The organism is Salmonella sp. HY31, assembly GCF_042604575.1.
Lineage (GTDB): Bacteria > Pseudomonadota > Gammaproteobacteria > Enterobacterales > Enterobacteriaceae > Salmonella > Salmonella diarizonae.
The window spans coordinates 741,659-764,826 of record NZ_CP170479.1 but is presented as its reverse complement, the minus strand read 5'-3'; the positions used below and the strand labels follow the sequence as shown (position 1 = coordinate 764,826).

The window sequence follows — 23,168 nt, the reverse complement described above, 5'->3', positions numbered from 1 at the left end:
AAATCCACCACAAGAAGCCCCATATATGAAAAATGCGACGTTCTATCTTCTGGACAATGACACCACCGCCGACGGTTTAAGCGCCGTTGAACAACTGGTGTGTGAAATTGCCGCAGAACGTTGGCGCGCCGGCAAGCGCGTGCTGATCGCCTGCGAAGACGAAAAGCAGGCCATTCGGCTGGATGAAGCTCTGTGGGCGAGACCGGCGGAAAGCTTTGTCCCGCACAATCTGGCAGGCGAAGGGCCACGCGGCGGCGCGCCAGTCGAAATCGCCTGGCCGCAAAAACGCAACAGCAGCCCGCGCGATATTTTAATCAGCCTGCGTACAAGCTTTGCAGATTTTGCCACCGCTTTCACAGAAGTGGTAGACTTCGTCCCTTACGAAGAAACTTTGAAACAACTGGCTCGCGAACGCTACAAAGCCTACCGCGTGGCTGGTTTTAACCTGAATACGGCAACCTGGAAATAATGGAAAAGACATATAATCCCCAAGATATCGAACAGCCGCTTTACGAGCACTGGGAAAAGCAGGGCTATTTCAAACCGAATGGCGATGAAAGCCAGGAGAGTTTCTGCATCATGATCCCGCCGCCGAACGTCACCGGCAGTTTGCATATGGGACATGCTTTCCAGCAAACCATCATGGATACGATGATCCGTTACCAGCGTATGCAGGGCAAAAACACCCTGTGGCAGGTCGGCACCGACCACGCCGGGATCGCGACCCAGATGTTGGTTGAACGCAAGATTGCCGCTGAAGAAGGTAAAACCCGTCACGATTACGGCCGCGATGCGTTTATCGACAAAATCTGGCAGTGGAAAGCGGAATCTGGCGGCACCATTACCCGCCAGATGCGCCGTCTCGGCAACTCAGTTGACTGGGAACGCGAGCGCTTCACCATGGACGAAGGCCTTTCCAATGCCGTGAAAGAAGTCTTTGTCCGCCTGTATAAAGAAGATCTGATCTACCGCGGCAAACGCCTGGTGAACTGGGACCCGAAACTGCGCACCGCCATCTCTGACCTTGAAGTGGAAAACCGCGAGTCGAAAGGCTCAATGTGGCACATCCGCTATCCACTGGCCGACGGTGCGAAAACCGCCGACGGTAAAGATTATCTGGTGGTCGCCACGACGCGTCCGGAAACCCTGCTGGGCGATACCGGCGTGGCAGTAAACCCGGAAGATCCGCGTTATAAAGACCTGATTGGCAAATTTGTGGTCCTGCCGCTGGTGAATCGCCGCATTCCGATTGTCGGCGATGAACACGCCGACATGGAAAAAGGCACCGGCTGCGTGAAGATCACTCCGGCGCACGACTTTAACGACTATGAAGTCGGTCGTCGTCACGCCCTGCCGATGATCAACATCCTGACCTTTGACGGCGACATTCGCGAAAGCGCGGAAGTGTTCGATACCAAAGGTGAAGAGTCCGATGTTTATTCCAGCGAGATTCCGGCTGAGTTCCAGAAACTGGAACGCTTTGCCGCGCGTAAAGCGATCGTCGCTGCCGTTGATGCGCTGGGTTTGCTGGAAGAGATCAAACCACACGACCTGACCGTCCCTTATGGCGACCGCGGCGGCGTGGTCATTGAACCAATGCTGACCGACCAGTGGTACGTCCGTGCCGGCGTGCTGGCTAAACCGGCGGTTGAAGCGGTTGAGAACGGCGACATTCAGTTCGTGCCGAAGCAGTACGAAAATATGTACTTCTCCTGGATGCGTGATATTCAGGACTGGTGTATCTCCCGTCAGCTATGGTGGGGCCACCGTATCCCGGCATGGTACGACGACGCGGGTAACGTCTACGTGGGCCGCAATGAAGATGAAGTACGCCAGGAAAATAACCTCGGCGCAGACGTTCAGCTCCGCCAGGACGATGACGTTCTCGACACCTGGTTCTCCTCCGCTCTGTGGACCTTCTCAACGCTGGGCTGGCCGGAAAACACCGACGCCCTGCGTCAGTTCCACCCGACCAGCGTGATGGTCTCCGGCTTCGACATCATCTTCTTCTGGATTGCCCGCATGATCATGATGACCATGCACTTCATCAAAGATGAAAACGGCAAACCGCAGGTACCGTTCCATACCGTCTACATGACCGGTCTGATTCGTGATGACGAAGGCCAGAAGATGTCCAAGTCCAAGGGCAACGTGATTGACCCGCTGGATATGGTGGACGGCATCTCCCTGCCGGAGCTGCTGGAAAAACGCACCGGCAATATGATGCAGCCGCAGATGGCGGAGAAAATCCGCAAGCGTACCGAAAAACAGTTCCCGAACGGCATCGAGCCGCACGGCACCGACGCCCTGCGCTTCACCCTGGCGGCGCTGGCCTCGACCGGTCGCGATATCAACTGGGATATGAAACGCCTGGAAGGTTACCGCAACTTCTGTAACAAGCTGTGGAACGCCAGCCGTTTCGTACTGATGAATACTGAAGGAAATGATTGCGGCTTCAACGGCGGCGAGATGACTCTGTCGCTGGCGGACCGCTGGATTCTGGCGGAATTCAACCAGACCATCAAGGCCTATCGCGACGCGCTGGACAGCTTCCGCTTCGATATCGCGGCGGGGATTCTGTATGAATTTACCTGGAACCAGTTCTGCGACTGGTATCTGGAACTGACCAAGCCGGTGATGAACGGCGGAACGGAAGCGGAACTGCGCGGCACGCGCCATACGCTGGTGACGGTACTGGAAGGTCTGCTGCGCCTGGCACACCCGATCATTCCGTTTATCACCGAAACCATCTGGCAGCGCGTGAAAGTGATTTGCGGTATCACTGCTGACACCATCATGCTACAGCCGTTCCCGCAGTACAATGCATCTCAGGTGGATGAAGTGGCGCTCGCCGATACCGAATGGCTGAAGCAGGCAATCATCGCCGTACGTAATATCCGCGCGGAAATGAACATCGCGCCGGGCAAGCCGCTGGAACTGTTGCTGCGCGGCTGTAGTGAAGAAGCCGTTCGTCGCGTCAATGACAACCGCAACTTCCTGCAAACTTTGGCGCGTCTGGAAAGCATCACCGTGCTGCCAGGCGATGATAAAGGTCCGGTTTCTGTGACCAAGATTATCGACGGCGCCGAACTGCTGATCCCGATGGCGGGCCTCATCAATAAAGACGATGAGCTGGCGCGTCTGGCGAAAGAAGTGGCGAAAATCGAAGGTGAGATTGCCCGTATTGAAGGCAAACTTTCCAACGAAGGTTTCGTCGCCCGCGCGCCGGAAGCGGTAATCGCTAAAGAGCGTGAAAAGCTGGAAGGTTACGCCGAAGCGAAAGCGAAGCTGATTGAGCAGCAGGCGGTCATCGCCGCGCTGTAAAGCTGTTTGCCGGATGGCGCTACGCTTATCCGGCCTACTGGCATCGCAGACGATAAAAGCCTCTGACGCATCTGCTCAGAGGCTTTTTATTGAATTATCATCGCTTGCGCTTCCCCTTACCGCAGTGGTATTAACTGCATATGTCTCACTTTTATGTCATGAGTTCGCTATGAGTGCCATTACCTCCGTCGCGGCGACGCTGCGTCGAATTTCTGCCGATGATAACGCCGCAATTGCCCGCGTCATCCGTCAGGTTTCTGCGGAATACGGACTTACCGCCGATAAAGGTTATACCGTCGCCGACCCTAATCTGGATGAACTGCATCAGGTTTATAGTCAACCGGGCGCAGCCTATTGGGTGATAGAGCAAAACGGTAGCATAGTGGGTGGTGGTGGCGTGGCGCCATTATCCTGTAGCGAACCGGATATTTGTGAACTGCAAAAAATGTACTTTTTGCCGGTAATTCGTGGTCAGGGACTGGCGAAAAAGCTGGCGCTGATGGCGCTGGATCATGCTCGTGAACAGGGTTTTAAACGCTGCTATCTGGAAACGACGGCTTTTTTACGCGAGGCGATTGCGCTGTACGAACGTTTAGGGTTTGAACATATTAGCGAACCGCTCGGCTGCACCGGACATGTCGATTGCGAAGTGCGGATGTTAAAAGTACTGTAATTTCGCATCAGCAATGCATACATGGAATCTTACTACCTGCAATCCAAATATTGGACGGATTGCAGGTTATTTCTTTATCCGTTCCTTCAGACTTCATCACGTTAAGGCTGAATAACGGCAGATACTTTATTTAACGATAAATATAAAAAATAGCTATCATGTCTGCCTGGCGCAAAATGATGACTACTTCCATTTTCATCAATTTAAGATATTGTTCTCCTGGTCCGTGCGCCGTTTACCCGGCGACAGGCACGCCGCTATGAAAACGAAACTCGCGGTCTGGCGACAAGATAAGGTCGGCTTCCACGTCGCCAAAATAGCGCACGCGCGCAGAAATGTCCTCGTCGGAAATCTGCTGCGCCAGCGCCAGGTAATCCTGATAATGGCGCGCTTCGGATCGCAGGAGCGAGAGATAAAATGTCTGCAAATCATCATCCAGCCAGGGCGCCAGAGCGGCAAAACGTTCGCAGGAGCGGGCTTCGATATACGCCCCGCAAATCAGCTTATCAATTAAGGTGAGTGGTTCGTGCGTGCGTACCGTTTTCAACATTCCTTTCGCGTAGCGGCTGGCGGTGATTTTCACATAAGGAATGTTTCTGGCCTGCATGACCTCGCGTACCTGCCAAAAATGGTGCAACTCCTCTTTAATCAATAACACCATACGGTCGACAAGCTGACGTCCCCAGGGGTCATCAGTTTTCGGCATGACACTTTTGCTAATCTGTCGATGCAAGGCAACAAAATCCGGCTCCGATCCCTGACGAAACGCGAACGCCTCGTAAGGTTGCAACCAGGCGAGCAGCGCGTCGGTGCCCGATTTATCGGCGACATATTTACGCACTAACAGCAACGCGGTTTGCGCGGCCTTTAGTTCGCAGATCAAGTGATCGGTAAGCAGAAGAGGAAGATTTTGCGGATCGCGGGCCTGAACAATCCACGCCTGTGGCGTCGGGCAATGCAGGAAATTAAGCACCGGAGAGAGTATTTGCGGGTAATTCATACGTAACCTGTTGAAAAAAATACGACAGCAAATGCTGCCGTACCATCATACTATTCAGCTTTAGTGACGCACGCCGTCGTCATCTTCATCGACATAATCGTCGTCATCACCCTCTTCGCCGTTAGGGTCTTCGAAATAGGTTCCCCAACCGTCGTATTCAACATCATATTTTTCCGCCAGGTTCATCAGTTGCTCAACCTGAGCGTCGATGAGTTCGGCGTTCAACGCGCATTCGCTGAGGATATCGCAGCAAATGACCGTGTCACCCTCTTCCACTTCCAACTCTTCCGGCTCCGTCACTTCATAACCGAGTTTAAAGGCTTCTACCGCTGCTTTTTCCAACGTTTCGAAATCGTCGGCGGAAAGGTGATGCTCGATAGTGTACAGCGCGTCCGGATCGCTGCCGTCCTCGAGTAACTCTTCAATAATTAAACGCGTTTCTTCACGCTGTTCTTCCAGTAATTCCGGGTTTGCCATAGCTCATTCCTCGTAGATGTCCTGCCGATACTCTTATTGTCACACACCGCCGACGTTGCCTCCACCTTATCGAGAAAAGTTTTATCAAACAGGGTTGCAAATGAATAATAATCCATATAAAGTGAATTTTAATTCAACAAGAGGCCCAGGCCATGTGAGGGAAGTATGTCTACGTTTTACCAAAAACCTTTTTTAAAGTTACTTGATTTCACCGCCAGCGAACTCACTGCTCTGTTGCAGCTTGCCGCCAAACTGAAAGCCGATAAGAAAAACGGTAAAGAAGAACAAAAGTTGGTGGGTAAAAATATTGCGCTCATCTTCGAAAAAGACTCGACCCGTACACGATGCTCTTTCGAAGTTGCCGCATACGATCAGGGCGCGCGCGTAACATACCTGGGTTCCAGCGGTAGCCAGATCGGCCATAAAGAATCCATCAAAGATACCGCCCGCGTCCTGGGCCGGATGTTTGACGGTATCCAGTATCGAGGATATGGTCAGGAGATCGTCGAAACGCTGGCTGAATATTCCGGTGTGCCGGTATGGAACGGTTTAACCGATGAGTTTCACCCAACGCAATTATTGGCGGATCTGCTCACCATGCAGGAACATCTGCCGGGTAAAGCCTTTAACGAGATGACGTTGGTTTATGCCGGAGATGCGCGCAATAACATGGGCAACTCCATGCTGGAAGCCGCTGCGTTAACAGGGTTGGATCTCCGTCTGGTCGCGCCAAAAGCCTGTTGGCCGCAAGCCGCGTTAGTGGCGGAATGCAGCGCCATGGCGAAAAAGAACGGCGGCGCCATCACCCTGACTGAAGATATCGCCTCGGGCGTAAAAGGCGCGGATTTTATCTATACCGATGTTTGGGTCTCTATGGGCGAACCCAAAGAGAAATGGGCGGAGCGTATTGCCCTGCTGCGTGACTATCAGGTCAACAGCCAGATGATGGCGTTAACCGGCAATCCGCAGGTTAAGTTCCTGCATTGTCTGCCTGCGTTCCACGATGACGAAACCACGCTCGGCAAAAAAATGGCCGAAGAGTATGGTTTACATGGCGGGATGGAAGTGACCGACGAGGTTTTTGAGTCTGCGGCCAGCATTGTCTTTGATGAGGCGGAAAACCGAATGCATACCATCAAAGCGGTGATGGTAGCGACGCTGTCTAAATAAGGACGTTATGATGCCGGATGGCGGTTGTCCCACAAAATCGCAACGTGTAGGCGCCGCCATCCGGCACAAAAAATTACGCCATCAGCATTTTCACAACCGCTTTACGTACCTGTGCTGGCTCTCCCACCGCGCACAGTGGCTTATGCACTTCGCCGGGATAAAACACCACGAAGTCGCCTTCGTTCAGGACGACGGTTTTCTCCCCGACGCTCGCCGGTAAAAATGCGATGTCTTTATCCGCCAGCCAGTCCGTGTGCGGCGTTCCCGCAGGCCGGGTACTGAATGCCATCCCTTCCTGACCTTGTAGCACAATCTGAATATCAAGATAACGGGCGTGATACTCTGCGCTACGCGATTCACCTGGCTCCGTCATATTTTCAGAAATCATATAAAACAGCCTGTCGCCGTCAATCTCATACTTACCTGACGCAGTCGTTGCCGCGACATGTGCTTTGATATGCTCAATCGCCTGACGTAGCGCCGTCGGCAGCCAGGCCTCCAGATATTCAATATTGCCAACAATCATCGCATCCCCTTAGTTAAAACAGTGTTTTAGTTTTCTATTTATACGAGAAAAATGGCTGCCATACTACCCTTACTCTCATCGATTTTGCGCCAGCGCATGTTTATCGCCAGTGGTGTTTATATTTTGTTAATAGTACGCCAGTCTTTATGCAGCCTCTATGCATAAACCCCAGCGACGCCAAATTGCCACTACCAGCAACCATTTGATATTAAAGGTGTTAACATAAAAACGTTTTAGCGATCACAATTCGCGCTCCCTGCATAAACTACTTCCATATCCATAGTTATTTTTAAATTATCTAAGTATCCCCGATAATAAAATCACCCTCACGCATAGTTATGCAATCGTTGGGAATAATTAGTTTATTTTCAATAAGTTATGATTTAAATACCATTCAACACAATAAACAAATAATTAACAATGAAAAATAACAAACCGTATAGCTGCGTAGTAATTCATTTAATACTTTATTATTTTTTGAATTTCTCTGAGCCGGTTCATATATTAAACAAGAAAAATAGCACTCCTTAATTGATGTGAATCCCATCACATTAACGCCCCTAATAAAATTCAATAATTGCTCCCGAAATTAACTGAAACGCCGCGACTGCAAGCACACTAAATATTTGCAGCCACTCCTTCTTTATTCTTGAAATTATGTAAAAGGTATAACGATGGAAAAGCATTTTGTCGGTTCTGAAATCGGTCAATTACGCAGCGTAATGTTGCATCGTCCCAATCTAAGCCTAAAAAGACTTACCCCTTCAAATTGTCAGGAATTGCTTTTTGACGATGTATTATCCGTAGAGCGCGCTGGCGAAGAGCATGACATTTTTGCCAACACGCTGCGCCAGCAAGGGGTAGAAGTGTTGTTGTTAACCGATCTGCTCACCCAAACGCTGGATGTGGCTGATGCCAAAACCTGGCTGCTGGATACGCAAATTTCCGATTATCGCCTTGGGCCCACCTTTGCCGCAGATATTCGCGCCTGGCTGGCAGATATGCCGCACCGTGAACTGGCTCGCCATTTAAGCGGCGGTTTAACTTACGGCGAAATCCCCGCCTCCATAAAAAATATGGTGGTCGATACTCACGATATTAATGACTTTATTATGAAGCCATTACCGAATCACCTATTTACCCGTGACACGTCCTGCTGGATATATAACGGCGTCTCAATTAACCCCATGGCAAAGCCTGCACGTCAACGTGAAACAAATAATTTACGTGCTATTTATCGCTGGCATCCACAATTCGCGGACGGTGATTTCATTAAATATTTCGGCGACGAAAACATTAATTACGACCACGCCACTTTAGAGGGCGGCGATGTGCTGGTGATTGGCCGCGGCGCGGTTCTGATCGGTATGTCTGAACGAACTACGCCGCAGGGCATTGAGTTCCTGGCGCAGGCATTGTTTAAACATCGTCAGGCGGAACGCGTCATTGCCGTTGAGCTGCCAAAACATCGCTCCTGCATGCACCTTGACACCGTCATGACCCACATTGATATCGACACCTTCTCCGTCTATCCGGAAGTCGTTCGCCCGAACGTTCAGTGCTGGACGCTGACGCCAGACGGACACGGCGATCTGAAACGAACCCAGGAGAGCACGCTGGTTCACGCTCTTGAAAAAGCGCTTGGCATCGATCAGGTGCGCTTAATCACCACTGGCGGCGACGCATTTGAAGCTGAGCGCGAACAGTGGAATGACGCCAATAACGTGCTCACCCTGCGTCCCGGCGTGGTGGTGGGCTATGAGCGCAACATCTGGACCAACGAAAAATACGACAAAGCCGGCATTACCGTCCTTCCCATTCCCGGCAATGAACTGGGTCGCGGGCGCGGAGGCGCACGCTGCATGAGCTGTCCACTGGAACGCGATGGTATTTAAAGGAGACGTTATGGAAAACAAACGCACACTGGTCGTCGCGCTGGGCGGCAATGCGCTGCTCAAACGCGGCGAACCGCTGGAGGCTGATATTCAGCGTAAAAATATCGAACTGGCGGCCAGAACCATCGCCCAGCTTACCCGGCAATGGCGCGTAGTGTTAGTGCATGGCAACGGCCCACAGGTAGGGCTGCTGGCGCTACAAAATAGCGCCTACGCTAACGTTACGCCCTACCCGCTCGATATTCTCGGTGCGGAAAGCCAGGGCATGATTGGCTACATGCTGCAACAGGCGCTGAAGAATCATCTGCCGGAGCGTGAAATCAGCGTCCTGCTCACCCAGGTCGAAGTCGATGCCAACGACCCGGCATTCCTCAATCCAACCAAATATATCGGCCCCATTTACGACGAAGCGCAGGCCCGTGCGTTACAGGCAGAAAAGGGCTGGGTATTCAAAGCCGACGGTAACGCCTTCCGCCGCGTTGTGCCCTCCCCGCAGCCGAAACGCATTGTGGAAAACGATGCCATCCGCGCGCTGATTAGCCGCGATCACCTGGTTATCTGTAACGGCGGCGGCGGTGTGCCGGTCGTGGAAAAAGCCGATGGCTACCACGGTATCGAGGCGGTGATCGACAAAGATCTGTCCGCCGCCCTGCTTGCCAGCCAAATTCACGCCGACGCGCTGCTCATTCTGACCGATGCCGACGCGGTGTATCTCGACTGGGGCAAACCCACCCAACATCCGCTGGCGCAGGTTACGCCGGAGCGGCTTCGTGAAATGCAGTTCGACGCCGGTTCGATGGGCCCGAAAGTGACCGCCTGCGCCGAGTTTGTCAGCCATTGCCGCGGCATTGCCGGAATCGGCTCGCTGGCGGATGGGCAAGCCATTCTCGCGGGTGAGAAAGGAACCCTGATTCGATGCGAAACCGTTGACGCTAACGCATAAGGCTTTTTGCCGGATGGCGCTTCGCCTTATCCGGCCTACAGAACGCGCATAACCGTAGACCTGATAAGCGCAGCGCCATCTGGAAATTCATTTTAACAAGGATATTGTAATGGCTATTACACTGAAAAATCGTAACTTTTTGAAGCTACTTGACTACACCCCGGAGGAAATCCAGCACCTTATCGACCTGGCGATTGCGCTGAAATCGGCGAAAAAAAACGGACATGAGCAAAAAACACTGCTCGGCAAAAATATCGCGCTTATTTTTGAAAAAACCTCTACCCGCACCCGCTGCGCGTTTGAAGTCGCCGCTTTCGACCAGGGCGCGCAGGTGACTTATCTCGGCCCAAGCGGCTCACAGATTGGTCATAAAGAGTCCATGAAAGATACCGCTCGCGTCCTGGGACGGATGTATGACGGCATCGAATATCGCGGTTTTGGTCAACACATTGTGGAAGAGCTGGGGGAATACGCTGGCGTTCCCGTCTGGAACGGCCTGACCGATGAATTTCACCCCACACAGATCCTGGCCGATCTGATGACCATGCTGGAACATGCGCCGGGCAAAACGCTGCCGGAACTGAGCTTCGCCTACCTGGGCGACGCGCGCAACAACATGGGTAACTCGCTGATGGTAGGCGCGGCGAAAATGGGCATGGATATCCGCCTGATAGCGCCAAAGTCCTTTTGGCCAGATGCCGCGCTGGTCGCGCAGTGCCGGGAAATCGCCAGCGTTACCGGCGCTCGTATCACCTTAACGGAGAGCGTTGAAGACGGCGTTCACGGTGTGGATTTCCTCTATACCGACGTCTGGGTCTCGATGGGAGAACCCAAAGAAGCCTGGGCGGAGCGCGTCAGTCTGATGACGCCGTATCAGGTCAACCAGCAGGTGGTGGACGCTACCGGCAACCCTGACGTGAAGTTTATGCACTGCCTGCCCGCCTTCCATAACGAGCACACCAAAGTGGGACGCGAAATCGAAATGGCTTACGGCCTGAAAGGGCTGGAGGTCACGGAAGAGGTGTTCGAGTCCGCTGGCTCGGTAGTCTTCGATGAAGCGGAAAACCGGATGCATACCATCAAAGCGGTCATGGTGGCGACGCTCGGCGACTAATCCCACAGGATATGCGCCCTCGCGGCGCATATCCGTGATATCAGGAGAGAACATCATGGGTAAATTTAAATTTCCCACCGCTTATACCATCCTGTTTATTCTTATTGCCCTGGTCGCGGTGATGACCTGGATTGTGCCAGCGGGAAAATATCAAATGGCGATGAACGCCACGCTGGGAAAAGAGGTGCCGGTGGCAGGAACGTATGCGCCCGTTGACGCGCATCCGCAAGGGATTACCGCCGTTTTACTGGCGCCAATTGACGGCCTCTATAACCACGAAACCTACACCGCCGGCGCCATTGACGTTGCGCTGTTCGTCTTGATTATCGGCGGTTTTCTGGGCGTGGTAAATAAAACGGGGGCGATTGATGCCGGTATCGAGCGGGTAACGGTCAGGCTCAACGGCAAAGAGGAGTGGATGATCCCCATTCTGATGGCTTTGTTCGCCGCAGGCGGCACTATCTATGGCATGGCGGAGGAGTCGCTGCCCTTCTACACGCTGCTGGTACCGGTCATGATGGCGGCCCGCTTCGATCCGTTGGTGGCGGCGGCGACCGTACTGCTCGGCGCGGGGATAGGCACGCTCGGTTCGACCATTAACCCTTTCGCCACGGTGATTGCCGCCAACGCCGCTGGCATCCCGTTTACCCAGGGAATGCTGATGCGTGTTCTGTTGCTTATCGTGGGCTACGTGATTTGCGTAGTCTGGGTAATGCGCTATGCGCGCAAAGTACGCGCTCATCCTGAGCTTTCCATCGTAGCGGATAAAATGGAGGAGAACCGCGCCCATTTTCTCGGCAATCGCTCCAATACTCTGTTGGAGTTTACGGCTACCCGTAAATGGGTGCTGCTGATCTTCGCCGCCTCTTTCGCGGTGATGATTTACGGCGTGGCGGTACTCGGTTGGTGGATGGCGGAAATTTCCGGCGTCTTTCTGGCGGCGGCGATTATCGTTGGCGTGATAACGCGGATGGGTGAGGAAGCGTTCACCAGCACCTTTATCGACGGCGCGCGGGATTTGCTCGGCGTAGCGCTAATTATCGGTATCGCGCGCGGCATTGTAGTGGTCATGGACAACGGTATGATTACCCACACCATTTTGCACAGCGCGGAAAATCTGGTTTCCGGTCTCTCTACAATCATTTTCATTAACGTAACCTACTGGCTGGAAGTACTGCTCTCCTTCCTGGTGCCCTCCTCTTCCGGTCTTGCCGTATTGACGATGCCCATTATGGCGCCGTTAGCGGATTTTGCCCACGTACAGCGAGATTTGGTCGTAACAGCCTACCAGTCGGCTTCCGGGATTGTGAACCTGATTACCCCCACCTCCGCCGTGGTGATGGGTGGACTGGCGATCGCGCGTGTTCCCTATGTCCGCTATCTGAAATGGGTCGCGCCGCTGTTGCTGATCCTGACATTGCTGAATATGGCGGTGCTGAGCATCGGAGCGATGATGTAACGGTGCCGGATGGCGACGACAGGGCTGGCTGATAAGCGCTGCGCCATCAGGCACACCGTCTCCTTTTTTGATCGGCTTCTCATTTTCCTGCAAAACCGCCCGATTGATCCGTAATCAATGTGACAAATGTGATGAATTTCGCCAGTCCGTTGATATCAATAATAAAGATAAGGTGCATTTATGAAGGAATACGATGATTACTCCGCCAAAGAACAGCAGCAACTGGCGGTTTGTCAGCGCCTGATTAGCGAAAAAAGTTATCTGTCCCAGGAGGAGATTCGCCGCGATTTACAAAATGAGGGTTTTGAAGGTATCAGTCAGTCTACGGTTTCGCGCCTGCTCAAGCTGCTTGGCGCAATAAAAATCAGAAATACGAAGGGACAAAAGATTTATTCCGTAAATCCCCAGCAGCGTCCCTCGCCGGATGCCGGACGTTCAATAGCCGAAATGGTGGTCAGCATTGAACATAATAGCGAATTTATCCTTATCCACACGGCGGCAGGCTATGGCCGCGCCGTCGCAAGGATTCTGGATTACCACGCATTGCCGGAAATTCTCGGCGTCGTTGCCGGTAGCAGTATTGTCTGGGTCGCGCCGCGGGTCGTTAAGCGCACGGCGCTGGTACATAAACAAATTAATTATTTACTTAAAATGAATTTAAATTCATAAGAACCGTTTGCGATGAGTAAATCATGCATTAATCGCTTGATCCCAAAACAGAGCTGAGTATAATCGCGGACAATTTGCCGGGAGGAAGCATGGTTCAGTGTGTACGACATTCTGTCTTACCGCGTCTGAAAAAAGACGCAGGCCTGCCGTTTTTCTTTCCGTTGAAAACCAATACCAAGCCCCTCAATTGAGGGGCTTTTTTTTGTCCAGGCGTCAGGAGATAAACATGGCTAACCCGCTATATCAAAAACATATCATTTCCATAAACGACCTCAGCCGCGACGATCTTAATCTGGTACTGGCGACGGCAGCGAAATTAAAAGCCAACCCGCAGCCGGAACTATTGAAACATAAAGTGATCGCCAGCTGCTTTTTCGAAGCCTCCACGCGTACCCGCCTGTCGTTTGAAACCTCAATGCATCGCCTGGGCGCCAGCGTAGTGGGCTTCTCCGACAGCGCCAACACGTCACTGGGGAAAAAAGGAGAAACGTTAGCCGACACGATCTCAGTGATTAGCACTTACGTAGACGCGATTGTGATGCGCCATCCGCAAGAAGGCGCGGCACGTCTGGCGACTGAGTTTTCCGGTCAGGTACCGGTGCTCAATGCGGGCGACGGTTCGAACCAGCACCCCACGCAGACCCTGTTGGATCTGTTTACCATCCAGGAAACGCAGGGCCGTCTGGATAACCTGCATATCGCAATGGTCGGCGATCTGAAATATGGTCGTACCGTGCATTCGCTAACCCAGGCGCTGGCGAAATTTAGCGGCAACCGTTTTTATTTTATCGCGCCGGACGCTCTGGCGATGCCGCAGTACATTCTGGATATGCTTGATGAAAAAGGGATGGCCTGGAGCCTGCATGGTTCTATTGAAGACGTCATGGCCGAAGTCGACATCCTCTATATGACTCGCGTACAGAAAGAGCGTCTCGACCCGTCGGAGTACGCCAATGTGAAGGCGCAGTTTGTTCTACGCGCCTGCGACCTGAACGGCGCGCGTGAAAATATGAAAGTGCTGCACCCGCTGCCGCGGATTGATGAAATCACCACGGATGTGGATAAAACGCCACACGCCTGGTACTTCCAGCAGGCGGGCAACGGTATTTTCGCTCGCCAGGCGTTACTGGCGTTGGTACTGAATAGCGAACTGAGTCTGTAAGGGAGAAAAGAGATGACACACGATAATAAACTGCAGGTTGAAGCTATTAAATGCGGCACCGTGATTGACCATATCCCTGCGCAGGTAGGTTTTAAGCTGCTGAGTCTGTTTAAACTGACCGAGACCGATCAGCGGATTACTATCGGCCTGAATCTACCGTCTGGCGAGATGGGGCGTAAGGACTTAATCAAAATAGAAAACACCTTCCTCACCGATGAGCAGGTTAACCAACTTGCTCTGTACGCGCCGCAGGCCACCGTTAACCGTATCGACAACTACGACGTAGTCGGGAAATCACGCCCCAACCTGCCGGAGCGTATTAATAATGTGCTGGTTTGCCCGAACAGCAACTGCATCAGCCACGCAGAACCGGTGTCCTCCAGCTTTGCAGTGAAAAAACGCGCCAATGACATCGCCCTCAAATGCAAATACTGTGAAAAAGAGTTTTCGCATAATGTGGTGCTGGCCAACTAATTGGGGTTGGTTAACAATTTCGGGCTCCCTATAATGGCGGGACATCAGGCTGCATCCCTTAATCACATGATGCAGCCTTACTTACCGCTGTAATTCAGGAGAAATCATGAGCAAAACTATTGCGACGGAAAATGCACCCGCAGCTATCGGTCCATACGTTCAGGGCGTAGATCTTGGCAGCATGATCATCACTTCCGGTCAGATCCCGGTTGATCCGAAAACAGGTAGCGTACCGGAAGACGTGTCCGCACAGGCGCGTCAGTCGCTTGACAACGTTAAAGCTATCGTGGAAGCCGCCGGTCTGAAAGTAGGCGACATTGTGAAAACGACCGTATTCGTAAAAGACCTGAACGACTTTGCGACCGTCAACGCCACCTACGAAGCTTTCTTCACCGAGCACAACGCCACCTTCCCGGCGCGTTCCTGCGTGGAAGTCGCGCGTCTGCCGAAAGATGTAAAAATTGAGATCGAAGCGATCGCTGTTCGTCGCTAACGCTCGTTTATAGATAGAGGCCGGATGGCGCTATCGCTTATTCGGCCTGGTATGCCATCCAGGCCGATAATGCATAATACTGCGACGCTTACTGCCAGCCATAACGTCGGCTGTAAAACCCTTTCACCAACTGGGTTAACGTCATATATCCAGCCAGAATGGCAATCAGCCACGGGAAATAGCTTAACGGCAGCGCCTGCAATTGCAGGTAAGACGCCAGCGGCGAAAACGGCAATGAGATCCCCACGACCATCACCAACAACGTCATCGCCATCAGCGGCCAGGCGGCGCGACTTTGAATAAACGGCAGACGACGGGTACGGATCATATGCACAATCAGCGTTTGCGACAGTAATCCCACCACAAACCAGCCGGACTGGAACAAAGTTTGCGCTTCTGGCGTATTCGCATGAAATACCCACCACATCAGACAAAATGTCAGAATGTCGAAAATCGAGCTGATCGGACCGAAAAAGACCATAAAGCGCCCCAAATCCGCCGGATTCCAGCGCTGCGGCTTTTGAATTTGTTCTTCATCGACATTATCAAACGGAATCGCCACCTGGGATACATCGTACAGCAGGTTTTGAATCAGCAAGTGCAGCGGCAGCATCGGCAGGAACGGCAAAAAGGCGCTCGCCACCAGCACGCTAAACACGTTACCGAAGTTTGAGCTGGCGGTCATCTTGATATATTTCAACATATTAGAAAAAGTACGACGACCTTCAATGACGCCTTCTTCCAGCACCATCAGGCTCTTTTCCAGCAGGATAATATCGGCCGCTTCACGGGCGATGTCCACCGCGCCATCTACCGAGATACCAATATCCGCCGCCCGCAACGCCGGGGCATCGTTAATCCCGTCGCCCATAAAACCGACCACATGCCCCTCACGTTTGAGCAGAGTAACGATGCGCTCTTTATGCATCGGCGTCAGACGCGCAAACAACGTCGTACGCGCGGCCAGCGCCGCCAGCGCGTCGTCGTTTAACCCTTCAATATCGCTGCCGATGACGACATCGCCTGCATCCAGCCCGACTTCATGACAGACTTTCGCCGCCACCAGCTCGCTGTCGCCGGTGAGAATTTTCACCGTAATCCCGCTCGCTTTCAGCGCTTTCAGCGCCGGCGCAGTGGTCTCTTTTGGCGGATCGAGAAAAGCGATATACCCTTCCAGAATCAGGTCAGACTCATCGATACGCTGGTAATCGCCCTCACGCGCAGGCAGGTATTTGGTTGCGACGGCGACCACGCGTAGCCCCTGACGGTTCAGCGTGTCGGTAACGCGTTTCACTCGGCGCAGCATATTGTCGTCCAACGGCACAATATCGCCGTTGTGACGCACCTGGGTACACACGTTCAGGATCTCCTGTAACGCGCCTTTACAGACCAGTTGATGCACGTGAGAGTCTTCGGCGACCACCACCGACATCCGGCGACGCTCAAAATCAAAAGGGATCTCATCGATTTTCTGCCAGCGTCCGGAGAGCTGACGCGCGGCGGTTTCGTCTACTCCCTCCAGGACCGCCGTATCCAGTAAATTTTTTAGACCGGTCTGATAATGGCTGTTCAGCCAGGCGCAATGCAGTACATGCTCGCTGGGCTTACCGGAAATATCCGTATGATTCTCCAGCACAATTTTGTCCTGCGTCAGAGTGCCGGTTTTATCGGTGCACAGAATATCCATCGCGCCGAAGTTCTGAATCGCGTCAAGGTGCTTCACGATAACTTTCTGTTTCGATAGCTTCACCGCCCCGCGCGCCAGGGTGGAGGTGACGATCATCGGTAACATTTCCGGGGTTAGCCCTACCGCGACCGAGAACGCAAATAGCGCCGCTTCCCACCAATCACCTTTCGTGTAACCATTAATAATCAGCACTACCGGCGCCATGACCAGCATAAAGCGGATCAGCAACATACTGACGCGGCTAATCCCTTTCTGGAAAGCGTTCTGCTCGTTATCTTGTTCCGAAACGCGACCCGCCAATTGACCAAACCAGGTGTCGGCGCCAGTCGCCATCACCATGGCCTGCGCCGTTCCGCTCACCACGTTCGTTCCCATAAAGCACAGCGTGTCGCGCTCAAGCGGATTATTTTGCCGGGGCTCGCGGGTCGTGGCGACTTTCTCGACCGGCAGAGACTCGCCGGTCAGCGACGCCTGGGCGACAAACAAATCGCGCCCCTGGATAATCCGTAAATCCGCCGGGATCATATCTCCCGCCGCCAGCTTAATAATATCGCCGGGCACCAGTTGATCGATGGGTAATTCCAGCCAGCCGTTTTCGCCATTTTCATTAATAACCCGCAGTACGGTAGCGGTATTGCTGACCATCGCTTTTAGCGCATCCGCCGCTTTCGTCGAGCGCGCTTCCTGCACAAAATTCAGCAGCGTTGAGATACAGACCATCAGGGCGATAACGCCTGCGGCAAACAGATCCTCCGTGGCATAAGAAATGCCGCCAAGAATCGTGAGTAAGATGTTGAAAGGATTGCGATAGCATACCCACAGATGCACCCACCACGGCGAGGGTTTCTGTGCGGGAAGGCGGTTTTCACCATACTTTTCACGCGCGCGCGTCACCTCGGCGGCGTTTAATCCCTCCGGGTGCGTATCAAAGACGCGCCAGAGAGTCTCCTGCTCCATTACCGCGACTTTCAGACAGCGCTCGCTCAGCGAAGGCGGGATAGTCGCGTTTACGACGGTTTGCGCACCAGGCAGCGGATCGCGGTGAACCAGACGATAAGGCAAATGACGATTAAGCCGGGCAAAAAGCTGGCGGGTAATGGTTTTTAGCATAGGTAATCCCTCCGCGCCGAAGTCAGGCGCAGAAAATTCTTCAGGCACGGCAAAGCCTTGCCCGATGAGCAATTTTTAAATAAAAACAGGGACGTTATCGTGTCACTGTCTTACAAACCGGTAAGACAGCAGAGGCAGGCTTACCGGAAAAGGAAAATTCTCCATCGCGGGAGAGGGGGGGGTTCAGGGTCCATGTCGCCTCCGGTAAGTGAATGATCTGCGTCGCGGATTATACGCATAAATCCATAAGTTTTGTGGCAATTATGGCGGTATCGTACCGTTACGTAATTAAACCAACTATAAACCAGACTTTGCCCATTGTCCTTCGCTTGAGTAAAGTTACTCTTTTTATCACCACCAACGTCACGCTACGGGAAAACAGGATGCAACATCGGCTCACTATCAAAGACATCGCCCGCCTGAGCGGCGTAGGGAAATCAACCGTTTCCCGCGTGCTTAACAATGAAAGCGGCGTAAGCGAACGTACCCGCGAGCGTGTCGAAGCGGTGATGAATCAGCACGGTTTCTCCCCGTCCCGCTCCGCCCGTGCGATGCGGGGGCAAAGCGATAAAGTGGTCGCTATTATCGTCACTCGCCTCGATTCGTTGTCTGAAAACCTTGCAGTTCAGACCATGCTGCCTGCGTTTTATGAGCAGGGCTACGACCCTATTATGATGGAAAGTCAGTTCTCATCAACGCTGGTAGCGGAACATCTGGGAATGCTCAGACGACGCAATATCGATGGCGTGGTGCTGTTTGGCTTTACCAGCATCACAGAAGAGCTGATCGCCCCCTGGAAAGCCTCGCTGGTGCTGCTGGCAAGAGATGCGAAAGGTTTTGCCTCCGTCTGTTACGACGACGAGGGCGCGATTCATATCCTCATGCAGCGGCTGTATGAGCAGGGACACCGCAACATTAGCTTTCTGGGCGTTCCCCATAGCGACGTTACGACCGGCAAACGTCGGCATGACGCATACCTGGCGTTTTGCAAAAAACATAAACTTCATCCCGTCGCCGCCCTGCCCGGTCTTGCCATGAAACAGGGCTATGACCATACGGCAAGCGTCATCATGCCGGATACCACCGCGTTAGTCTGTGCCACCGATACGCTGGCGCTGGGCGCTAGTAAGTATTTACAGGAGCAACGTATTGAGACGCTGCAACTGGCAAGCGTCGGGAACACGCCGCTGATGAAATTCCTGCACCCGGAGATCGTCACCGTCGATCCTGGCTATGCTGAAGCCGGACGACAGGCGGCTTCGCAGTTGATCGAACAGATCAATGGCCGCTGCGAACCGCGCCGGATCGTCATTCCTTCTACCCTCGCCTGAATGGCTAATTAAACCGAATACCATGAGTAATTTGTGATCGTCGCCGCATTTCGGGAACGTTCCCATTCTTAAACAAACGTTGAATAGATACTCTTGCGCCAACCAATAACATACCTCCTCTGTCATGAGGCTTTACGATGAGCAAAGTAAAACAAGCCGATATCGACCGGCTGATTGAACGGGTCGGCGGGCGCGATAATATCGCCACGGTGAGCCACTGCATTACTCGCCTGCGCTTTGTGCTCCACCAGCCAACAAACGCCAGGCCAAAAGAGATCGAACAACTGCCGATGGTTAAAGGCTGTTTCACCAACGCCGGGCAGTTTCAGGTGGTGATCGGCACCGACGTTGGCGATTACTACAAAGCACTGCTGGACACTACCGGCAAAGCGCATGCCGATAAAGAGCAGGCAAAAAAAGCCGCTCGCCAGAACATGAAGTGGCATGAACAGTTAATTTCCCACTTCGCGGAGATCTTCTTTCCGCTACTACCGGCGTTGATCAGCGGCGGTTTGATCTTAGGCTTTCGTAACGTGATCGGCGATGTGCCGATGAGCAACGGCCAAACGCTGGCGCAGATGCATCCGACGTTAAAAACGCTTTATGATTTTTTATGGTTGATCGGCGAAGCGATCTTCTTCTATCTGCCGGTGGGGATCTGCTGGTCGGCGGTGAAAAAAATGGGCGGTACGCCGATTCTCGGTATCGTCCTCGGCGTGACGCTGGTGTCGCCGCAGTTGATGAATGCGTATCTGCTGGGCCAGCAAACGCCGGACGTCTGGAACTTCGGCTTGTTTAGCATTGAGAAAGTGGGCTACCAGGCGCAGGTTATCCCGGCGCTACTGGCAGGGCTGGCGCTTGGGTTTATTGAAACACGGTTGAAGCGCATCGTGCCGAATTATCTCTACCTGGTCGTCGTCCCGGTCTGTTCGTTGATACTGGCCGTCTTTCTCGCCCATACCTTTATCGGTCCCTTTGGCCGTATGATCGGCGACGGCGTGGCCTTTGCGGTACGTTATCTGATGACCGGCAGTTTCGCCCCGATAGGCGCGGCGCTGTTCGGCTTCCTGTATGCCCCGTTGGTCATTACCGGCGTCCACCAGACAACGCTCGCTATCGATATGCAGATGGTCCAGAGCATGGGCGGTACGCCAGTCTGGCCGCTGATTGCGCTGTCGAATATCGCGCAGGCCTCCGCCGTGGTGGGCATCATCATCTCCAGCCGTAAACACAATGAACGCGAGATCTCCGTTCCTGCCGCCATTTCCGCTTATCTTGGCGTAACCGAACCGGCGATGTACGGTATCAACCTGAAGTATCGTTTTCCGATGCTGTGCGCGATGATAGGCTCTGGTCTGGCGGGACTGCTCTGCGGCCTGAACGGCGTCATCGCTAACGGTATCGGCGTGGGCGGCCTGCCGGGCATCCTGTCTATACCGCCGCGCTACTGGCAGGTGTACGGCATGGCGATGGTTATCGCGATCGTTATCCCGATGATTCTGACCACCTTTATCTATCAGCGTAAGCATCGTCAGGGCACATTACAAATTGTCTAATTCTTCTTCGGGGCGCAGTTGCGCCCCAACGCACTTGCAGGAAACTACAATGACTATTCCCCTCTGGTGGCAAAACGGCGTTATTTATCAGATCTACCCGAAAAGTTTTCAGGACACGACCGGCAGCGGCACCGGCGATTTACGCGGCGTCACGCAGCGCCTTGACTATCTACAGCGACTCGGCGTGGATGCCATCTGGCTCACGCCGTTTTATATCTCACCGCAGGTGGATAACGGTTATGACGTCGCAAATTATACGGCTATCGACCCGACCTACGGCACTCTGGATGATTTTGACGAGCTGGTCGCGCAGGCGAAAGCACGCGGTATTCGCATCATCCTGGATATGGTGTTTAACCATACTTCTACCCAGCATGCCTGGTTTCGCGACGCGCTGAACAAAGAGAGTCCATACCGTCAGTTTTACATCTGGCGCGATGGTACACCAGATGTCTGCCCGAATAACTGGCAATCCAAATTTGGTGGTAGCGCCTGGCGCTGGCATAGCCAGAGCGAACAGTATTATTTACACCTTTTCGCGCCTGAGCAGGCCGACCTGAACTGGGAAAACCCCGCCGTGCGCGCCGAGCTGAAAAAGGTCTGTGAATTCTGGGCCGATCGCGGCGTGGATGGCCTGCGTCTGGACGTAGTGAATCTGATCGCCAAAGATCAAGATTTTCCTGACGATCCGGCGGGCGACGGACGCCGTTTTTATACCGACGGACCGCGCGCGCATGCGTTTTTACGCGAAATGAACCGTGACGTTTTTACGCCGCGTAATCTGATGACGGTAGGCGAAATGTCCTCTACCACCCTGGAAAACTGCCAGCAATATGCCGCGCTTAGCGGCAACGAACTCTCGATGACCTTCAATTTTCATCATCTGAAGGTGGATTACCCCAATGGCGAAAAGTGGACGCTGGCAAAACCTGATTATGTGGCGCTGAAAGCGTTGTTCCGCCACTGGCAACAGGGGATGCATAACGTCGCCTGGAACGCGTTATTCTGGTGTAATCACGATCAGCCGCGCATCGTTTCCCGCTTTGGTGACGAGGGTGAATACCGGATTCCGGCCGCGAAAATGCTGGCGATGGCGCTGCACGGTATGCAAGGGACGCCTTATATCTATCAGGGCGAAGAAATCGGCATGACCAACCCGCGCTTTACCCGTATCACCGATTATCGCGACGTGGAAAGCCATAACATGTTTGCCGCGCTACGCGCCGCCGGGCGCGACCCCGACGAACTGCTGGCTATCCTGGCCAGTAAATCCCGCGACAACAGCCGCACGCCGATGCAGTGGGACAACGCTAAAAACGCCGGTTTCACCCAGGGCGAGCCGTGGATAAACCTGTGTGATAACTATGCGGAGGTTAATGTCGCGGCGGCATTGAGCGATGAAAACTCGGTGTTCTACACCTATCAAAAACTGATCTCGCTGCGTAAAACACAGCCTGTACTGATCTGGGGCGATTATCAGGATCTCCTCCCGGATAGCCCATCGGTATGGTGTTATCGCCGCCAATGGCAAGGGCAAACTCTGCTGGTCATTGCCAATCTGAGCGATCAGTGTCAGGAGTGGCATCCGCCGCATATCAAAGGACAGTGGCAGGCGCTACTGCACAATTATGGCGAGGTCGCCAGCCAGCCAGCCACGATGACGCTCCGCCCATTTGAAGCCATCTGGTGGTTACAACGCTAGCACGACGTCCCTATACGGATAAACGCCGCAGTCCTATTGACACGGACTGCGACATTGCTCCAACTTACCTTACTGTTTTTGTTGAATAATTAATCAGATTTTTCTTGCTATCCTTTACAAACGCTACAGTGCCCGCCATCTGTACGCTCTGATTTTTACCTTGTTCTACGTCAATAAAATTGCAAACATCCTTGATGCAAATCACTACATATAGACTTTAAAATGCACGCCGACCCAATATATTGTATTAATTGACTACAATTGCTACAACACCCGTTCACCCGATACAAGGTGAATTGTGGATAACCTGGGTCAGGATTGCGGGAAGTCATTGGAAAAGAGATGAATAAACCTGGTATGGCTTCCCCGGCCTCTGTGGATAACCTGTTCTTATAAATATGGA

General features: G+C 53.1%; 22 protein-coding genes and 1 pseudogene. 17 read left to right on the top strand and 6 right to left on the bottom strand.

Annotated features, from left to right (window positions below; all coding sequences use genetic code 11):
* The first annotated feature begins 25 nt into the window (after positions 1-25).
* From holC to ACE15A_RS03565, 3 genes are all read left to right on the top strand, one after another.
* On the top strand, positions 26-469 hold the full coding sequence (gene holC, locus ACE15A_RS03575) for a DNA polymerase III subunit chi (RefSeq protein ID WP_023248606.1): 444 nt from the start codon (positions 26-28) through the stop codon (positions 467-469).
* Entirely contained in the window at positions 469-3,324 is a 2,856-nt protein-coding gene (locus tag ACE15A_RS03570) for a valine--tRNA ligase (protein WP_064055803.1), read from the top strand. The genes holC and ACE15A_RS03570 overlap by 1 nt, the downstream gene beginning before the upstream one ends.
* 169 nt (positions 3,325-3,493) lie before the next feature.
* Positions 3,494-3,997, top strand: coding sequence for a GNAT family N-acetyltransferase (locus ACE15A_RS03565; RefSeq protein ID WP_023248608.1), 504 nt, complete (start codon positions 3,494-3,496; stop codon positions 3,995-3,997).
* A 235-nt stretch (positions 3,998-4,232) separates the two neighbouring features.
* Here the strand turns inward: ACE15A_RS03565 and miaE are convergent.
* Positions 4,233-5,046 (bottom strand): annotated as a pseudogene (gene miaE / locus ACE15A_RS03560) (tRNA isopentenyl-2-thiomethyl-A-37 hydroxylase MiaE).
* A gap of 11 nt (positions 5,047-5,057) precedes the next feature.
* Positions 5,058-5,474 carry a ribonuclease E inhibitor RraB gene (gene rraB / locus ACE15A_RS03555; protein WP_000002940.1) on the bottom strand — a complete coding sequence of 139 codons (417 nt, stop codon included), beginning with the start codon at positions 5,472-5,474 and terminating at the stop codon, positions 5,058-5,060.
* Between the two features lie 16 nt (positions 5,475-5,490).
* On the opposite strand from rraB, the gene ACE15A_RS03550 reads away from it, so the two are divergent.
* The gene (locus ACE15A_RS03550; protein WP_380912671.1) at positions 5,491-5,670 is read left to right on the top strand and encodes a hypothetical protein; all 180 of its coding nucleotides are present in this window, start codon (positions 5,491-5,493) and stop codon (positions 5,668-5,670) included.
* The gene (argF, locus tag ACE15A_RS03545; protein ID WP_023180060.1) at positions 5,640-6,644 is read left to right on the top strand and encodes an ornithine carbamoyltransferase; all 1,005 of its coding nucleotides are present in this window, start codon (positions 5,640-5,642) and stop codon (positions 6,642-6,644) included. Before ACE15A_RS03550 ends, argF (ACE15A_RS03545) begins: the two co-directional genes overlap by 31 nt.
* A 73-nt stretch (positions 6,645-6,717) precedes the next feature.
* On the opposite strand, the gene ACE15A_RS03540 is transcribed toward argF (ACE15A_RS03545), so the two are convergent.
* Entirely contained in the window at positions 6,718-7,170 is a 453-nt protein-coding gene (locus ACE15A_RS03540; RefSeq protein WP_023248611.1) for a YhcH/YjgK/YiaL family protein, read from the bottom strand.
* Positions 7,171-7,844: 674 nt separating this feature from the next.
* On the opposite strand from ACE15A_RS03540, the gene arcA reads away from it, so the two are divergent.
* The 5 genes from arcA to ACE15A_RS03515 all read left to right on the top strand — a co-directional run bounded on the left by arcA (position 7,845) and on the right by ACE15A_RS03515 (position 13,250).
* Positions 7,845-9,065: an arginine deiminase gene (arcA, locus tag ACE15A_RS03535; RefSeq protein ID WP_129382360.1), complete on the top strand. Its 1,221-nt coding sequence runs from the start codon at positions 7,845-7,847 to the stop codon at positions 9,063-9,065.
* Between the two features lie 10 nt (positions 9,066-9,075).
* Positions 9,076-10,008 (top strand): carbamate kinase, encoded by a 933-nt coding sequence (gene arcC, locus ACE15A_RS03530; RefSeq protein WP_053507660.1) that lies wholly within the window; start codon positions 9,076-9,078, stop codon positions 10,006-10,008.
* A gap of 109 nt (positions 10,009-10,117) precedes the next feature.
* Positions 10,118-11,122, top strand: a complete 1,005-nt coding sequence (argF, locus tag ACE15A_RS03525; protein WP_023248614.1) for an ornithine carbamoyltransferase — start codon at positions 10,118-10,120, stop codon at positions 11,120-11,122.
* A gap of 55 nt (positions 11,123-11,177) precedes the next feature.
* Positions 11,178-12,581 carry a YfcC family protein gene (locus ACE15A_RS03520; RefSeq protein WP_023248615.1) on the top strand — a complete coding sequence of 468 codons (1,404 nt, stop codon included), beginning with the start codon at positions 11,178-11,180 and terminating at the stop codon, positions 12,579-12,581.
* Positions 12,582-12,761: 180 nt separating this feature from the next.
* Positions 12,762-13,250 (top strand): arginine repressor, encoded by a 489-nt coding sequence (locus ACE15A_RS03515; RefSeq protein WP_023248617.1) that lies wholly within the window; start codon positions 12,762-12,764, stop codon positions 13,248-13,250.
* Here ACE15A_RS03515 and ACE15A_RS03510 read toward each other — a convergent pair.
* Positions 13,220-13,360: a hypothetical protein gene (locus ACE15A_RS03510; protein WP_001541415.1), complete on the bottom strand. Its 141-nt coding sequence runs from the start codon at positions 13,358-13,360 to the stop codon at positions 13,220-13,222. The genes ACE15A_RS03515 and ACE15A_RS03510 overlap by 31 nt on opposite strands.
* Here ACE15A_RS03510 and pyrL point away from each other — a divergent pair.
* The 4 genes from pyrL to ridA all read left to right on the top strand — a co-directional run bounded on the left by pyrL (position 13,340) and on the right by ridA (position 15,379).
* On the top strand, positions 13,340-13,441 hold the full coding sequence (gene pyrL, locus ACE15A_RS03505; RefSeq protein WP_000249504.1) for a pyr operon leader peptide: 102 nt from the start codon (positions 13,340-13,342) through the stop codon (positions 13,439-13,441). The two genes, ACE15A_RS03510 and pyrL, sit on opposite strands and share 21 nt — an antisense overlap.
* A gap of 35 nt (positions 13,442-13,476) precedes the next feature.
* The gene (pyrB, locus tag ACE15A_RS03500) at positions 13,477-14,412 is read left to right on the top strand and encodes an aspartate carbamoyltransferase (RefSeq protein WP_023248618.1); all 936 of its coding nucleotides are present in this window, start codon (positions 13,477-13,479) and stop codon (positions 14,410-14,412) included.
* Positions 14,413-14,424: 12 nt separating this feature from the next.
* The gene (pyrI, locus tag ACE15A_RS03495) at positions 14,425-14,886 is read left to right on the top strand and encodes an aspartate carbamoyltransferase regulatory subunit (RefSeq protein WP_000148565.1); all 462 of its coding nucleotides are present in this window, start codon (positions 14,425-14,427) and stop codon (positions 14,884-14,886) included.
* Positions 14,887-14,992: 106 nt separating this feature from the next.
* Entirely contained in the window at positions 14,993-15,379 is a 387-nt protein-coding gene (gene ridA, locus ACE15A_RS03490; protein WP_000047540.1) for a 2-iminobutanoate/2-iminopropanoate deaminase, read from the top strand.
* Positions 15,380-15,467: 88 nt separating this feature from the next.
* Here the strand turns inward: ridA and mgtA are convergent, their stop codons facing one another.
* Both mgtA and mgtL read right to left on the bottom strand, forming a co-directional pair.
* Entirely contained in the window at positions 15,468-18,176 is a 2,709-nt protein-coding gene (gene mgtA / locus ACE15A_RS03485; protein ID WP_053507704.1) for a magnesium-translocating P-type ATPase, read from the bottom strand.
* Positions 18,177-18,316: 140 nt separating this feature from the next.
* Positions 18,317-18,370 (bottom strand): mgtA regulatory leader peptide MgtL, encoded by a 54-nt coding sequence (mgtL, locus tag ACE15A_RS03480; protein ID WP_375731013.1) that lies wholly within the window; start codon positions 18,368-18,370, stop codon positions 18,317-18,319.
* A gap of 189 nt (positions 18,371-18,559) precedes the next feature.
* On the opposite strand from mgtL, the gene treR reads away from it, so the two are divergent.
* The 3 genes from treR (at position 18,560) to treC (ending at position 22,765) form a co-directional block, all read left to right on the top strand.
* A complete protein-coding gene (gene treR / locus ACE15A_RS03475) occupies positions 18,560-19,507 on the top strand; it encodes a trehalose operon repressor TreR (protein ID WP_053507705.1) in 948 nt (315 codons plus the stop codon).
* Between the two features lie 137 nt (positions 19,508-19,644).
* Positions 19,645-21,063 carry a PTS trehalose transporter subunit IIBC gene (gene treB, locus ACE15A_RS03470; RefSeq protein WP_053507661.1) on the top strand — a complete coding sequence of 473 codons (1,419 nt, stop codon included), beginning with the start codon at positions 19,645-19,647 and terminating at the stop codon, positions 21,061-21,063.
* Positions 21,064-21,112: 49 nt separating this feature from the next.
* Positions 21,113-22,765 (top strand): alpha,alpha-phosphotrehalase, encoded by a 1,653-nt coding sequence (gene treC, locus ACE15A_RS03465; protein ID WP_053507662.1) that lies wholly within the window; start codon positions 21,113-21,115, stop codon positions 22,763-22,765.
* Positions 22,766-23,168 lie beyond the last annotated feature (403 nt).

What these genes read in the sequence shown, in the direction of transcription:
- holC (WP_023248606.1), top strand. Translation starts at nt 26, where the DNA reads ATGAAAAATGCGACGTTCTATCTTCTGGACAATGACACCACCGCCGAC.
- ACE15A_RS03570 (WP_064055803.1), top strand. Translation starts at nt 469, where the DNA reads ATGGAAAAGACATATAATCCCCAAGATATCGAACAGCCGCTTTACGAG.
- ACE15A_RS03565 (WP_023248608.1), top strand. Translation starts at nt 3,494, where the DNA reads ATGAGTGCCATTACCTCCGTCGCGGCGACGCTGCGTCGAATTTCTGCC.
- rraB (WP_000002940.1), bottom strand. Translation starts at nt 5,474, where the DNA reads ATGGCAAACCCGGAATTACTGGAAGAACAGCGTGAAGAAACGCGTTTA.
- ACE15A_RS03550 (WP_380912671.1), top strand. Translation starts at nt 5,491, where the DNA reads ATGTCCTGCCGATACTCTTATTGTCACACACCGCCGACGTTGCCTCCA.
- argF (WP_023180060.1), top strand. Translation starts at nt 5,640, where the DNA reads ATGTCTACGTTTTACCAAAAACCTTTTTTAAAGTTACTTGATTTCACC.
- ACE15A_RS03540 (WP_023248611.1), bottom strand. Translation starts at nt 7,170, where the DNA reads ATGATTGTTGGCAATATTGAATATCTGGAGGCCTGGCTGCCGACGGCG.
- arcA (WP_129382360.1), top strand. Translation starts at nt 7,845, where the DNA reads ATGGAAAAGCATTTTGTCGGTTCTGAAATCGGTCAATTACGCAGCGTA.
- arcC (WP_053507660.1), top strand. Translation starts at nt 9,076, where the DNA reads ATGGAAAACAAACGCACACTGGTCGTCGCGCTGGGCGGCAATGCGCTG.
- argF (WP_023248614.1), top strand. Translation starts at nt 10,118, where the DNA reads ATGGCTATTACACTGAAAAATCGTAACTTTTTGAAGCTACTTGACTAC.
- ACE15A_RS03520 (WP_023248615.1), top strand. Translation starts at nt 11,178, where the DNA reads ATGGGTAAATTTAAATTTCCCACCGCTTATACCATCCTGTTTATTCTT.
- ACE15A_RS03515 (WP_023248617.1), top strand. Translation starts at nt 12,762, where the DNA reads ATGAAGGAATACGATGATTACTCCGCCAAAGAACAGCAGCAACTGGCG.
- pyrL (WP_000249504.1), top strand. Translation starts at nt 13,340, where the DNA reads ATGGTTCAGTGTGTACGACATTCTGTCTTACCGCGTCTGAAAAAAGAC.
- ACE15A_RS03510 (WP_001541415.1), bottom strand. Translation starts at nt 13,360, where the DNA reads ATGTCGTACACACTGAACCATGCTTCCTCCCGGCAAATTGTCCGCGAT.
- pyrB (WP_023248618.1), top strand. Translation starts at nt 13,477, where the DNA reads ATGGCTAACCCGCTATATCAAAAACATATCATTTCCATAAACGACCTC.
- pyrI (WP_000148565.1), top strand. Translation starts at nt 14,425, where the DNA reads ATGACACACGATAATAAACTGCAGGTTGAAGCTATTAAATGCGGCACC.
- ridA (WP_000047540.1), top strand. Translation starts at nt 14,993, where the DNA reads ATGAGCAAAACTATTGCGACGGAAAATGCACCCGCAGCTATCGGTCCA.
- mgtA (WP_053507704.1), bottom strand. Translation starts at nt 18,176, where the DNA reads ATGCTAAAAACCATTACCCGCCAGCTTTTTGCCCGGCTTAATCGTCAT.
- treR (WP_053507705.1), top strand. Translation starts at nt 18,560, where the DNA reads ATGCAACATCGGCTCACTATCAAAGACATCGCCCGCCTGAGCGGCGTA.
- treB (WP_053507661.1), top strand. Translation starts at nt 19,645, where the DNA reads ATGAGCAAAGTAAAACAAGCCGATATCGACCGGCTGATTGAACGGGTC.
- treC (WP_053507662.1), top strand. Translation starts at nt 21,113, where the DNA reads ATGACTATTCCCCTCTGGTGGCAAAACGGCGTTATTTATCAGATCTAC.